Consider the following 13,415-nt stretch of genomic DNA (forward strand, 5'->3'; position numbering starts at 1 on the left):
CCTCCCCCGTCACGGCATGTGAACCTACGATCGCACAGCAGGACGACAGCGCCGATGCCGCGGGTTGCACGAACGCCGCCGCCCCCGGGCCGTACCGGCGGGGCCGGCGGTCCGGGGGCGGACGGGGTGGAGCGGGGATCAGGCAGCGACGGCCAGGCGCTCCGCGGCGGCGTCGAGGCGGGCCAGCACGCGGTCGCGGCCGAGCAGCTCCATCGACTCGAACAGCGGCAGGCCGACGGTGCGGCCGGTGACGGCCACCCGGATCGGGGCCTGGGCCTTGCCGAGCTTGAGGCCGTGCTCGGCGCCGACCTTCTCCAGGACGGTCTTGAGGTCCTCGGCCGTCCAGGCCGCCGAGGCGAGCTCCGACCGGACGTCCCGCAGCAGCTCCGCGGCGCCCGTCTTCATCGCCTTCGTCCAGGACGCCTCGTCGGCGACCGGCTCGTCGAGGAAGAGGAAGTCCACCTGCGCGGTGATCTCCGACAGCACCGCGATCCGGGTCTGCGCGAGCGGCGCGACCTTCTCGAACACGGCGGCGTCGAAGGCCTCCGGCTGCCACGGCGCGTGCGGGGCGGCCAGCCACGGCGCGCAGGCCGCGATGAACCGCTCCGCGCCCAGCGCCCGGATGTAGTCGCCGTTGAAGGCGGTCAGCTTCTTGATGTCGAAGAACGCCGAGGAGCTGTTGACGTTCTCCACGCGGAAGAGCTGCTGCAGCTCCTCGAACGGCAGGATCTCGCGGTCGTCGCCCGGTGCCCAGCCCAGCAGCATCAGGTAGTTGACCATCGCCTCGGGCAGGAAGCCCTCGGCCAGGTAGTCCTCCAGCGCCACCTTGTCGCGGCGCTTGGAGAGCTTCTGCCGCTTCTCGTTGACGATGACCGGCAGGTGCGCCCACACCGGGGGCTGCGCGCCGAGCGCCTCCCAGAGCAGCTGCTGCTTCGGGGTGTTGGAGAGGTGCTCCTCGCCGCGGATCACCTGGGTGACGCCCTCGTCGAGGTCGTCGACCACGTTGGCGAGCAGGAAGACCGGGGTGCCGTCGCCGCGGGCGATGACGAAGTCCTCGATGGCGCTGTTCGGGAAGGCCGGCTCGCCGCGGATCAGGTCCACGACCACGGTCTCGCCCTCGTCCGGGGTGCGGAAGCGCATCGCCCGGCCGGCCTCCCAGCCGAGGCCGCGCTCACGGCAGAAGCCGTCGTAGCCCAACTGCTGCGAGCCGGTGCGCTCCTGGACCTGCTCGCGGGTGCAGTCGCAGAAGTAGGCCTTGCCGGCGGCGTGCAGCTGCCCGGCCGCCTCGCGGTGCCGGTCGGCGTTGTGCGACTGGAAGTAGGGGCCCTCGAAGGCCGGGTCGGACTCGTTGATGCCGATCGCGGAGAGGGCGTTGACGATCCCGTCGATCCACTCCGGCTTGTTGCGGGCCGCATCGGTGTCTTCGATGCGCAGGACGAAGGTGCCGCCGGACTGTCGCGCCACAGCCCAGTTGTAGAGGGCGGAACGAGCGCCGCCGACGTGGAACATGCCGGTCGGGGACGGTGCGAAACGGACGCGAACAGCGGGAGCAGACATGCCGCACAGCCTACCGATCCCGCGCCCGCCCCTGCTCCGCCCGACCGCCGCCCCGAGGGCGCGCACCCGCCGCCCCACCGCCCCCGCCCGGCCCGCCCCACCGCCCCCGCCCGGCCCGCCGCACCGCGCCGCGGCACGGACGCGTCCGGCCGCTCGTGGCCCGTCCTCTAGGATGGCGGGGTGACCGATGACACTCAGCAGGCCCCCGACCGCGGGCCGATCAGCCACCCCGAACTGCCGACCGCCTACGCCCCGGCCGAGGTAGAGGGCGTGCTGTACGAGCGCTGGGTGGAGCGGGGTTACTTCAGCGCCGACGCGAAGAGCGACAAGCCCGCCTACACCATCGTCATCCCGCCGCCGAACGTGACCGGTGCGCTGCACCTCGGCCACGCCTTCCAGCACACGCTGATGGACGCGCTGACCCGCCGCAAGCGGATGCTCGGCTTCGAGGCGCTGTGGCTGCCCGGCATGGACCACGCCGGCATCGCCACCCAGAACAAGGTCGAGCAGCAGCTCGCCGAGTCCGGCCTCTCCCGCCACGACCTGGGCCGCGAGGCCTTCGTCGAGAAGGTCTGGGAGTGGAAGGAGAACTACGGCGGCAAGATCCTCGGCCAGATGCGCCGCCTCGGCGACGGCGTCGACTGGTCGCGCGAGCGCTTCACCATGGACGAGGGCCTGTCGCAGGCCGTCCAGACCATCTTCAAGAAGCTCTTCGACGACGGCCTGATCTACCGGGCCGAGCGCATCATCAACTGGTGCCCGCGCTGCCTCACCGCGCTCTCCGACATCGAGGTCGAGCACAAGGACCGCGACGGCGAGCTGGTCTCGATCCGCTACGGCGAGGGCGAGGACTCGGTGGTCGTCGCGACCACCCGCGCCGAGACGATGCTGGGCGACACCGCGGTCGCCGTCCACCCGGACGACGAGCGCTACAAGCACCTGGTCGGCCGGACCGTCAAGCTGCCGCTGACGGACCGCGAGATCCCGGTCGTCGCCGACGAGCACGTCGACCCGGAGTTCGGCACCGGCGCCGTCAAGGTGACCCCGGCGCACGACCCCAACGACTTCGCCATCGGCCAGCGCCACGGCCTGCCCAACGTGACCGTGATGGACGAGCGCGGTGTCATCACCGTGCACGGCCCCTTCCTCGGCCTGGACCGCTTCGAGGCCCGCTCGGCCGTGGTCGGCGCGCTCCGCGAGCAGGGCCGGATCGTCGCCGAGAAGCGCCCGTACGAGCACTCGGTCGGGCACTGCTCGCGCTGTCACACCGTGGTCGAGCCGCGGCTGTCGCTGCAGTGGTGGGTCAAGGTCGGCCCGCTGGCCCAGGCCGCCGGCGACGCGGTCCGCGACGGCCGGGTCGAGATCCACCCGAAGGAGCTGGAGCGCCGCTACTTCGACTGGGTCGACAACATGTACGACTGGTGCATCTCGCGCCAGCTCTGGTGGGGCCACCGGATCCCGGTCTGGTACGGCCCGGACGGCGAGGTCGTCTGCGTCGGACCGGACGAGCAGCCCCCGACCGGCGAGGGCTGGCACCAGGACCCGGACGTCCTGGACACCTGGTTCTCCTCCGGCCTGTGGCCGTTCTCCACGCTCGGCTGGCCGGAGAAGACCGCCGACCTCGAGAAGTTCTACCCGACCGACGTCCTGCTGACCGGCCACGACATCATCTTCTTCTGGGTCGCCCGGATGATGATGTTCGGCCTGTACGCGATGGACGGCCAGGCGCCGTTCAAGACGGTCGCCCTGACCGGTCTGGTCCGCGACGAGTTCGGCAAGAAGATGTCGAAGTCGTCCGGCACCGCCGTCGACCCGCTGGACTGGATGGATGCCTACGGTGCCGACGCCGTCCGCTTCACCCTGGCCCGCGGCGCCAACCCCGGCGCCGACGTGCCGATCGGCGAGGACTGGGTCAAGGGCTCCCGGAACTTCTGCAACAAGATCTGGAACGCCACCCGCTTCGCGCTGATGAACGGCGCCACCGTCGAGGGCCCGCTCCCGGCCGCCGAGGAGCTGACCTCGGTCGACCGCTGGATCCTCTCGCGCCTCAACGCGACCGTGGCCGAGGTCGACGCGCTGTACGACGACTACGAGTTCGCCAAGGTCTCGGACGCGCTCTACCACTTCGCGTGGGACGAGGTCTTCGACTGGTACGTCGAGCTCTCCAAGACCACCCTGGCCAAGGGCGGCCCGCAGGCCGACGCGGCCCGCCGGGTCCTCGGCGAGGTTCTGGACCTCACCCTGCGCCTGCTGCACCCGGTGGTCCCGTTCGTCACCGACACCCTGTGGACCACCCTCACCGGCGCGGAGTCGCTGGTGGTCACCGAGTGGCCGAAGGACTCCGGCTTCCGCGACGCGGAGGCCGAGGCCGAGGTCGCCACCCTGCAGCAGGTGGTCACCGAGGTCCGCCGGTTCCGCTCGGACCAGGGCCTGCAGCCCGCGCAGCGCGTCCCCGCGCAGCTCGATCTGGCCGGCACCGTGCTCGGCGTCCACGAGGACGCGATCCGCTCGCTGCTGCGCCTGACCGAGCCGGGCGACGGCTTCGCCGCCACCGCCTCGCTGCCGGTCGCCGGTGCCACCGTCGCGCTGGACCTCTCCGGCACCATCGACGTGGCGGCCGAGCGCAAGCGCCTGCAGAAGGACCTCGCCGTCGCCGAGAAGGAGAAGGCGCAGACCACCGCCAAGCTCGGCAACGAGGCCTTCCTCGCGAAGGCCCCGGACGAGGTGGTCGCCAAGATCCGCGGTCGTCAGGAGGCCGCCGAGGCCGACATCGCCCGGATCACCGCCCAGCTGGCCGGCCTGCCGCAGGGCTGACCGGGCCGCCCGGCACGGACGACGGAGGGCCGCACCCGCGCGACGGGTGCGGCCCTCCGGCACGTCCGGCCGCTCGGCCCCTCGGGGTCCTCAGGCCACGGTCGGCCGCATCCGCCGGGCCAGCCACTTGCCGAGCTCCCAGAGCACCAGCAGCGCCAAGGGCGCCAGCAGCGCCCAGCCGAACTGCTGGACGCTGATCCGGGTGGTGCCCAGGATGCGGCGGAAGCCGTCCATCTGGGTGACCATCACGGCCAGCACGAACTCGCCGAGCGCGGCCCAGTTCATCTGCTTGCTGTCGAAGGTCGTGGTGCTGAACACCGAGGCCGTCTCGCTGCGGCACTCGAAGGCCGCGACGATCAGGCAGAGCGAGAAGGCGGTGAAGGCGATCGAGCTCCCCGTGTCCACGTCGCCGTAGCGCGACCCGCCGAGCTTGATCAGCGAGAGCAGGAAGACGGTGATGGCGAGGCCGCTCAGCCCCACGGTGACCATCACCGGCCGGGTCAGCACCGACTCCCCGCGCGGCCGCGGCGTCCGCTTCATCAGTCCGGGGCTCTCCTGGTCGAAGCCGAGCGCGAAGCCGAACGGCGCGTTCACCACGAAGTGGATCCACAGCACCTGGGGCGGCGGGAAGGGCTCGCCGCTCGCGATGTTGAGGATCGTCGCACCCAGGAAGGTCAGCACGAAGGTGACCAGCAGCAGGAGCACGAAGCGGATGTACTTGGTGAGGTTGTCGTAGAGCTTCCGGCCCTCCGCCACGGCGTAGACGATGGTGGCGAAGTTGTCGTCGGAGAGGATCATCCGGCTGGCGTTCTTCGCCACGTCGGTGCCGCTGCCCATGGCGATGCCGATGTCGGCGGCCTTGATCGCCGGCGCGTCGTTGACGCCGTCGCCCGTCATCGCGACGACGGCGCCCTTCTTCTTGAGCGTGTTCGCCAGCAGCACCTTGTGCTCGGGCGCGACCCGACCCACCACCCCGATGGTGTCGATCCGCTCCATCTGCTCCTGCTCGGACAGGGCCGCGAAGTCGGCGCCGAGCACGGCCTCGCCCTCGATGCCGAGCTGCCGGGCGATGGCGGCGCCCGTGGTGACGTCGTCGCCGGTCACCATCCGGACCCGGATGTGGGCGGCCTGCGCCTCGGCGACCGCCGCCTTGGACTCCTCGCGCGGCGGGTCCACCATGCCGACCAGGCTGGTCATCTGCAGCTCGGTGACCAGGGCGAGCAGGTCGCCGCCGGGATCGAAGTGCGCCGGGTCGATGTCGCGGACGGCGGCGGCCATCACCCGGCGGCCCTCGCCGCCCATCCGCTCGGTGGCCGCGACGGCCCGCCGGGCGAGCTCGCCGTCCCAGGGGACGGTGGTGCCGGCCGAGAGCGCCGTGGCGGCCCGGTCCATCACCGCCGGGGCGGCCCCCTTGACGAAGCAGCGGACGACCGGCCGGCCCATGGCGTCCACCGCCGAGTTGAAGGTGGCCATCAGCTTGTAGCCGGGGTCGAAGGGCAGCGTGGCGAGCCGCGGGTAGCGCTCCCGGGTCGCCTCGACGTCCAGGCCGGCCTTGTGGCCGAGCACGAGCAGGGCGCCCTCGGTGGGGTCGCCGACCACCCGGCCGTCCACCAGCTTGGCGTCGCTGGCGACCAGGTACGGCAGCACCGCGTCCTCGACGCCGGCCGAGGCGCCCGCGGCGTGGTGGATCCGGCCCTCCAGGCCGTAGCCGGTCCCGGAGACGGTGTAGCGGTCGGTCGGGCTGAGCACCTCCACGGCCGTCATCTGGTTCATCGTCAGGGTGCCGGTCTTGTCGGAGTTGATCGCCGAGGTGAAGCCCAGGGTCTCGACCGAGGGCAGCTCCTTCACGATCGCGTGGCGCTTCGCCAGGTTGAGGCTGCCGACGGAGAGGATCACCTGGGAGACGGTCGGCAGCGCCTCCGGGATGGCCGCGATGGCCAGCGAGACCGCGCTGACGAAGAGGGCGTCCCAGGCCTGGTCGCGGCTGCGGCCGAGCGCGAACATCACGATCATGGTCAGGCCGGCCGCGCCGGCGATCCACAGGGTGAGGGTGTTGAGCTCCCGGTCGAGCGGGGACTGCTCCTTCTCGGTGGCCGAGAGCAGGCCGGAGATCTTGCCGAGCTCGGTGCCGGAACCGGTGCCGGTGACGACCAGCAGCCCGCTGCCGTGCGTCACCGGGGTGTTCATGAACGCCATGTTCGACTGCTCGCCGGGCGCCAGCCGTTCGCCGGTCAGCGTGCCCGCGTCCTTGGCGGCCGGGACGCTCTCGCCGGTGAGCGCCGACTCGTCGATCTGCAGCGCGCTCGCCTCGACGATCCGTCCGTCCGCGGGGACCTGGTCGCCCGCCGAGATCAGCACGACGTCCCCGACGACCAGCTGCTCGGCGGGGATCTCCGACTCGGTGCCGTCCCGGCGGACCCGCGCGGTGGCCTTCATCATCGACTTCAGCGCGTTCATCGCGCTCTCGGCCTTGCCCTCCTGGCGCAGGCCGACCACGGCGTTCAGCAGGGTCAGCAGGACCAGCAGGATGCCGGTGCTCCACTGCTTGATGGCCAGCGAGACCACCGCGGCGGCCACCAGGATGATCTGCATGTAGCTGCGGTACTCGTCGAGGGACCGTCGCCAGGTCGGCTTCGGCTTCTCCTCGGGAAGCGCGTTCGGGCCGTCCGCGGCGAGCCGCTCGGCCGCCCGGGCGGCGCTCAGGCCGACGGCCGGATCGACGCCGAAGGCGGCCAGCACCTCCGTCGGCGGCCGCGTGTACCAGCTCGGTGCGGGCGCAGCCGCCGCCGGGTCAGCCTGCTGGGTCATCGGCTCCCCTTCTTCTTCCGCTTCTCGCCCTTCCCGTGCTCCGCCTCGTACGGGTCGGCCTCGGCGCCGGGCGGGGCCTCGGCCTCCAGGTCGCGCCGGACGAGGCGCAGCTGCTTGCGGGCCTCGGCGTCGACCGTCGGGTACTGCGGGTCGATCCCGGCCAGGGTGTGCACCAGGACGGCCGCCGCGCAGATCCGCGCGAACCACTTGCGGTCGGCCGGCACCACGTACCAGGGCGCCCACTCGGTGCTGGTCGCGGAGAGCATCTCGGAGAAGGCCAGCTGGTAGTCGTCCCAGAAGCGGCGCTCCCGGACGTCGGCCGCGGAGAACTTCCAGTTCTTCTCCGGCAGGTCGATCCGCTTCAGGAAGCGGATCCGCTGCTCCTCGCGGGAGAGGTTGAGGAAGACCTTGACGACCTTGAAGCCGTTGTCGGCGAGGTGGCGCTCCCAGCGGTTGATGTCGCGGTAGCGGCGCTTCCAGACGTCCGGTCCGCGGGCGGCCTCGGGGAGCCGCTGCCGTTCCAGGTTCTCCGGGTGGACCCGGACGACGAGGACCTCCTCGTAGTGCGAGCGGTTGAAGATGCCGATCTCGCCGCGGCCGGGCAGCCGGAGGTTGTAGCGCCACAGGTAGTCGTGGTCGAGTTCCTCGGGGGAGGGCACCTTGAAGCTGCTGACCTTCACGCCCTGCGGGTTCACGCCGCTCATGACGTGGCGGATCGTGCCGTCCTTGCCGCCGGCGTCGAGCGCCTGGAGGCAGAGCAGCACGCCGTAGGTGTCCTGGGCGGCGAGCCGGTCCTGGTACTCGGCGAGCAGTTCGACGCCGGTGCGCAGCAGCTCGGCGCCGTCCCGCTTCTTGAGGCGGGCCCGGTAGCGGGGGTCGAAGTCGCGGGCGAGGTCGACCCTCGACCCGGGCTCCACGCGGAGCGGCGCGATGAAGCGCGCGATGGCCTCGGCTCGGTCGTCCGCCATGCCCGGGCCCCCTTCCGCCGGCCCGCCTCGGGCGGAGGCGGGAGTCACCTGCCACGCTCCGCCCGGGGTCCGGGTGCGGCAATCGGAGTACGGCCGTTCGGGCCGGGTCAGGCGGGGCCGTGGCCGGGGGAGGTCCGGGCGGCGTGGGCCAGCAGCAGGGCGGCGACCAGACCGCCGGCGAGGACGGCGGCGGCGCCGACCAGCTGGGCGGTGCGGGAGGCTTCGGTGAAGGCGTCGAGGACGGCGGCGCGGTCCGCCTCGGTGCGGGCCGCGGCGAGGGCGGCCGGTACGGAGGCCGCGGCCGGCAGGACGGCCGTCAGCCGGGCGTTCATCACGGCGCCGAGCGCGGCCACCCCGAGGCTGCTGCCGGCCTCGGCCATCGCACCGTCGATGCCGGCTCCGGCTCCGGCCCGGTCCGGCGGGATCGCACCCACCACGGCCTCGACGACGGCCGGGTTGGCGACCGCGCAGCCGGCGCCCATGAGCACCAGCCCGGCGAGCAGCGGCCCGTAGCCGCCGGCGGCGAACGCGGCGGTGCAGAAGCCGGCGGCGAGCACCGTCATGCCGAGGGCGATGGAGCGGGGCGTCCCGAGCCGGGCGATCAGCCGGGCGGTGAGGCCGGTGAAGTTGAGCGCGACGACGGTGAGCGCGAACGGCGCCGTCCGCAGGCCGGCCTCCAGCGGCGGGTAGCCGCGGACGAACTGCAGCTGCTGGGTGAGCAGGAAGAGCACGCCGGCGCTGCCGAAGGTGATCAGCACGACGCCGGTGACCGCCCCGGTGAACCGTCGGTCGCGGAAGAACGCCGGGTCGAGCATCGGGTGGGCCGTCCGCCGCTCCCAGTGGGCGAAGGCGGCGAGCAGCAGCAGGCCGGCCGGGGCGGGCAGCAGGACGTGGGCGGAGGCCCAGCCGTGCTCCGGCCCGGAGACGACGGCGTAGACCACCGCGGTCGTGCCGGCCGTGGAGAGCAGGGCGCCGGGCAGGTCGGGCGGGCCGCCGCCGGGGGCGCGGGACTCGGGGACGAGCAGCCGGGCGGCCGCCAGCCCGAGCAGCACCACCGGGACGTTCACCAGGAAGAGCGCGCCCCAGGCGAAGTGCGCCAGCAGCAGGCCGCCGACCGGCGGGCCGGCCGCGAAGCCGAGCGCGCTGACGGCGCTCCACGCGGCGATCGCCCGGGTGCGCTCCTCGGCGTCGAAGAGCTGCATCACGACGGCGAGGGTGCTGGTCATCAGCAGGGCGCCGCCCACCCCCATGCCGGCCCGGGCGGCGATCAGCTGCCCGGTGGTGGTGGAGAGCCCGGCGGCGAGCGAGCCGAGGCCGAAGAGGGCGAGCCCGGTGAGCAGCAGCCGCCGCCGGCCGTACCGGTCGGCGGCGGCGCCCGCGGCGAGCACCAGCCCGGCCTGGACGAGGGAGTAGGCGTTGACGATCCACTGGATGCCGGCGGTGTCCGCGCCGAGCTCCCGGCCGAGGGTGGGGACGGCCACGTTCAGCACGGTGTTGTCGAGCACCACGACGAGCTGGGCGAGGCAGATCACCGCGAGGGCCGGCCACCGGCCGGGCAGCCGGTCCTCGCGGGCGGACTCCACCGGTGCGGTGGCGGCGGTCACCGGGCCGCGGGGGCGAAGCGGGCGATCGGGTTGGCCAGGGTGCCGACCAGCTGCAGGGCCGCGGACGGGTCGGCGAGGTCGACCATCTGTCGGTTGTCGCGCAGCTGCAGCCGGTTGAGGCAGGACAGCGCGAACTCGGGCGCGAACGGGTCGTACCGGTCGAAGCGGTCGGCGAGGTGCGGCACCGAGTCGCGGTAGTCGGCGACGCACTCGGCGACCGTCCGCCAGAAGCCGTCCTCGTCGAGCACGCCGTCCTCGGCGAGGGTCGCGGCGAGGTGGCGGAAGAAGCAGTCGAAGACGTCGGTGAAGATCGACAGCAGCTTCATGTCCTCGGGCACCGCGGCCCGGACGCGCCGGACGGCGGGCGGCAGCACCGCGTTCTCGTCCATGACGACGATCTCCTCGGCGATGTCCTTGAAGACCGCCCGCTGCACGGTGCCGCCGTCCAGCACGAGGATCGTGTTCTCGCCGTGCGGCATGAACGCAAGGTCGTAGGCGTAGAAGCTGTGCAGCAGCGGGGTCAGGTAGGCGTCCAGGTAGCGCCGCAGCCACACCTCGGGGGCGAGGCCGGACCGCCCGATCAGGGCGGCGGCCAGCGAGCGGCCGGCCCGGTCGGTGTGCAGCAGGGCAGCCATCGTCATCAGCCGCTCCCCGGGGGCGAGGGAGGGCACGGGGCTCTCCCGCCAGAGCGCGGCGAGCATCTTGCGGTAGGGCGAGTACCGGTCGGTGGCGGCCTCGTACTGGCGGTGCCGGTAGCCGATCGCGGCGTGCTCGCGGATGATCGTCAGGCCGGTGCGGCGCAGCACCTCGTCGTCGGCGATCAGCTCGGCCAGCCAGTCGTTGATGGCCGGGGTGGCCTCCATGTAGGCGGCCGAGAGGCCGCGCATGAAGCCCATGTTGAGCACCGAGATGGCCGTCTTCACGTAGTGCCGGGACGGATCGGTGGTGTTGAAGAAGGTGCGGATGGACTGCTGGGCGAGGTACTCGTCGTCGCCCTCGCCGAGGCAGACCAGGCGCTGCCGGGCGACCTCGCCGGCGAAGGTCACCGACAGCTTGTTCCACCACTGCCAGGGGTGCACCGGCAGCAGGTGGTAGTCGGAGAGGGAGAGCCCGCGGGCGGCCATCGCGGCGGCGAACCGGGCCAGGGTGGCCGGATCCAGCTCCTGGCGGATCAGCGTGTCGTAGTCGGTGTCCGCGCAGGAGGTGAAGACCGAGTGGTCGCGGTGCGCGGCGAGCCAGACCAGCTTGACCGGGGAGGCGGCCTCCGGGGCGTACCAGTGGTACTCGTGCACGCCGAAGCCGATCCGGCCGTTGTTGGCGACGAAGCCGGGGTGGCCCTCGGTCATGCCGGTCTCGACGGTCTGGAAGTCGGCCCCGGCGAGCTCGTCGGCGCCGAGGGCCGGCCGGGAGAGCTTGTAGGCGGTGCCGGCCAGGGTGGAGGAGATCTCCTCCAGGTAGACCGGCAGCACCTCGTCGGTCAGTCCGAGCGTGCCGCGCAGTTCGATGCAGAAGTCCAGGGCGTCGAGCGGCAGTTCCTGCTCGCCGCGGTGCCGGGTGACGGACCCGTCCGGGATCTGCCAGTGGTCGAGGGCGCGCAGCCGGGCGGTGAAGCGGTACTCCACCGTGCCGTCGTCGCTGCGGACGGCGTACCGGCCGTCGGGCAGCCGCTCGGGGGCGAGCAGCCGCTCGTGTGAGAACTCGGCGAGCGCCTTGCGGACGAGCAGCCGGTTGGCCTGGGCCCAGGCGTCCGGCGTCAGGTGGGCGACGGCTTCGGCGGGCATCATGCGGCGGCTCCTGCGAGGGCGTGCTGGAACTGGGCGCGGGTGCAGACGCTGAGCAGGGCGTCCTTCTCCGGCTTGGCGATCGGGCCGACCACCTCGAAGCCGACGGCGGCGTTCAGGGTGTGGACGGCGGTGTTGCGGACGTCCGGCTCGACGACGACGCGGCGGGTGGCCGGGTCGTCGAAGAGGAAGGCCATCACGGTGGTGATGACGGCCCGGGTGAAGCCGTGCACCGGGGTGTCGGTGGGCGCGCACAGGAAGTGCATGCCGACGTCGCCGGGCTCGGCGTCGTGGAGGCCGACGAGTTCGAGCCGGGCCGGGTCGTAGCGTTCGGCCAGGAAGGCCGGCACGCCGTCGACCAGGCCGAGGAAGGCGTCGTGGTGCGGGTGCTCGGTGATCCGCCGGTACTCGGCGCGGACGTCGTCCTCGGTGGCGTCCTGCATCATCCAGAACGCGGCCTTGGGATGGGTGACCCAGCCGTGCAGCAGTGCGGCGTCGGCGTCCGGGTCGAGCGGACGGACGGAGAACTCGCCGAGGCGGGCGTCGGTGCGGGTGAAGGGCGTCATGCGGGGGCGCCCTCCGGCGCGCCGAACTCCTGGAAGGCGATGGTCTTCTCGATCGGGTAGACCTCGCGGCCGGTCAGCTCGCGGACGATCCACGAGTTGCGGTACGGGCCCATGCCGAGGTCGGGGGAGGTGATGCTGTGGGTGTGGGTGCCGCCGTTCTGCAGGAAGATCCCGCGCCCGGTGGTGTCGATGCTGTAGTTGCGGGCGACGTCGAAGCGGCCGCGGCCGTCCCAGCGGATCCGGTCGTGCACCGGCTCCAGGAAGGCGGGCGGGGTGTACGCGTAGCCGGTGGCCAGCACCAGGCCCTCGGTGGTCAGCGAGAAGTCCCGCTGCTGCTCCGCGTGGTGCAGCCCGAGGGTGTAGGTGCCCAGCGTCTCGTCGTACGAGGCGCTGCGCAGCGCGGAGTTGGTGAGCAGCCTGGTCGGGACGGGGCCCTTGACGCTCTTCTGGTAGAGCAGGTCGTAGATGCCGTTGACCAGGTCGGCGTCGATGCCCTTGAAGAGGCCCTTCTGCTCGGACTCCAGGCGGTAGCGGGTCTCCTCCGGCAGGGCGTGGAAGTAGTCCACGTACTCGGGGGAGGTCATCTCCAGGGTGAGCTTGGTGTACTCCAGCGGGAAGAACCGCGGCGAGCGGGTCACCCAGTCGAGCCGGTAGCCGTGCACGTCCGTCTCGGCGAGCAGGTCGTAGTAGATCTCGGCGGCGCTCTGGCCGCTGCCCACGACGGTGATGCTGCGCTTCTTCTGCAGCGTCTGCTTGGCCTCCAGGTAGCCGGAGTTGTGCACCAGGTCGCCGCCGAGCCCGCGGCAGGGCCCGGGCAGGAAGGGCGGGGTGCCGGTGCCGAGCACCAGGTGCCGGGCGCGGTGCCGGACGGTTTCGCCGCCGGCCTCGGAGACGACGGTGTACAGGCCGTCGGCCTCGTCGTACTCGACCCGGGTGACGGTGTGCCCGAAGCGGACGCTGCGCAGCTTGGCGGCGGCCCAGCGGCAGTACTCGTTGTACTCGCTGCGCACCGGGTAGAACATCTCGCGGATGTAGAACGGGTACAGCCGGCCGCGCTCCTTCAGGTAGTTGAGGAAGGAGTACGGCGAGGTCGGGTCGGCGAGCGTCACCAGGTCGGCCATGAACGGCGTCTGCAGGGTGGCGAAGTCGAGCAGCATCCCGGGGTGCCAGTCGAAGTCCGGCTTGCTCTCCAGGAACACGCCGTCGAGGCCGTCGATCGGCTCGGTGAGGCAGGCGAGGCCCAGGTTGTAGGGACCCAGCCCGATCGCGACGAAGTCGTGGATGGACATGCTTCTCCCGTGGTGCGGAGGGGGCGGG

The 13,415-nt window shown here is 72.4% G+C and carries 8 protein-coding genes; 1 reads left to right on the top strand and 7 read right to left on the bottom strand.

All coding sequences use genetic code 11. From position 1 onward, the window contains the following. Positions 1 to 138: 138 nt before the first annotated feature. Complete coding sequence (gene gltX / locus AB0442_RS13470) at positions 139 to 1,509, bottom strand: glutamate--tRNA ligase (protein ID WP_366162755.1); 1,371 nt, start codon at positions 1,507 to 1,509, stop codon at positions 139 to 141. 228 nt (positions 1,510 to 1,737) lie between these two features. On the opposite strand from gltX, the gene AB0442_RS13475 reads away from it, so the two are divergent. Beyond that, positions 1,738 to 4,371, top strand: coding sequence for a valine--tRNA ligase (locus AB0442_RS13475; RefSeq protein WP_366162711.1), 2,634 nt, complete (start codon positions 1,738 to 1,740; stop codon positions 4,369 to 4,371). Between the two features lie 90 nt (positions 4,372 to 4,461). Here the strand turns inward: AB0442_RS13475 and AB0442_RS13480 are convergent, their stop codons facing one another. The 6 genes from AB0442_RS13480 to AB0442_RS13505 form a co-directional block, all read right to left on the bottom strand. Further along, positions 4,462 to 7,179 (bottom strand): cation-transporting P-type ATPase, encoded by a 2,718-nt coding sequence (locus tag AB0442_RS13480; RefSeq protein ID WP_366162712.1) that lies wholly within the window; start codon positions 7,177 to 7,179, stop codon positions 4,462 to 4,464. Next, positions 7,176 to 8,147, bottom strand: coding sequence for a polyphosphate kinase 2 family protein (locus tag AB0442_RS13485; protein ID WP_366162713.1), 972 nt, complete (start codon positions 8,145 to 8,147; stop codon positions 7,176 to 7,178). Before AB0442_RS13485 ends, AB0442_RS13480 begins: the two co-directional genes overlap by 4 nt. Positions 8,148 to 8,254: 107 nt before the next feature. Then, complete coding sequence (locus AB0442_RS13490) at positions 8,255 to 9,730, bottom strand: MFS transporter (protein WP_366162756.1); 1,476 nt, start codon at positions 9,728 to 9,730, stop codon at positions 8,255 to 8,257. 17 nt (positions 9,731 to 9,747) lie between these two features. Beyond that, a complete protein-coding gene (locus tag AB0442_RS13495) occupies positions 9,748 to 11,535 on the bottom strand; it encodes an IucA/IucC family siderophore biosynthesis protein (RefSeq protein ID WP_366162715.1) in 1,788 nt (595 codons plus the stop codon). Then, the gene (locus AB0442_RS13500; RefSeq protein WP_366162716.1) at positions 11,532 to 12,098 is read right to left on the bottom strand and encodes a GNAT family N-acetyltransferase; all 567 of its coding nucleotides are present in this window, start codon (positions 12,096 to 12,098) and stop codon (positions 11,532 to 11,534) included. The genes AB0442_RS13495 and AB0442_RS13500 overlap by 4 nt, the downstream gene beginning before the upstream one ends. Further along, positions 12,095 to 13,387: a SidA/IucD/PvdA family monooxygenase gene (locus AB0442_RS13505; protein ID WP_366162717.1), complete on the bottom strand. Its 1,293-nt coding sequence runs from the start codon at positions 13,385 to 13,387 to the stop codon at positions 12,095 to 12,097. The genes AB0442_RS13500 and AB0442_RS13505 overlap by 4 nt, the downstream gene beginning before the upstream one ends. Between the last annotated feature and the right edge of the window lie 28 nt (positions 13,388 to 13,415).

Source organism: Kitasatospora sp. NPDC085895, assembly GCF_040702125.1.
Taxonomy (GTDB): Bacteria; Actinomycetota; Actinomycetes; order Streptomycetales; family Streptomycetaceae; genus Kitasatospora; species Kitasatospora arboriphila.

Bases quoted from the DNA above. Each gene is read 5' to 3' on its own strand.
- gltX (WP_366162755.1), bottom strand. From the start codon at position 1,509: ATGTTCCACGTCGGCGGCGCTCGTTCCGCCCTCTACAACTGGGCTGTG.
- AB0442_RS13500 (WP_366162716.1), bottom strand. From the start codon at position 12,098: ATGACGCCCTTCACCCGCACCGACGCCCGCCTCGGCGAGTTCTCCGTC.
- AB0442_RS13485 (WP_366162713.1), bottom strand. From the start codon at position 8,147: ATGGCGGACGACCGAGCCGAGGCCATCGCGCGCTTCATCGCGCCGCTC.
- AB0442_RS13495 (WP_366162715.1), bottom strand. From the start codon at position 11,535: ATGATGCCCGCCGAAGCCGTCGCCCACCTGACGCCGGACGCCTGGGCC.
- AB0442_RS13505 (WP_366162717.1), bottom strand. From the start codon at position 13,387: ATGTCCATCCACGACTTCGTCGCGATCGGGCTGGGTCCCTACAACCTG.
- AB0442_RS13480 (WP_366162712.1), bottom strand. From the start codon at position 7,179: ATGACCCAGCAGGCTGACCCGGCGGCGGCTGCGCCCGCACCGAGCTGG.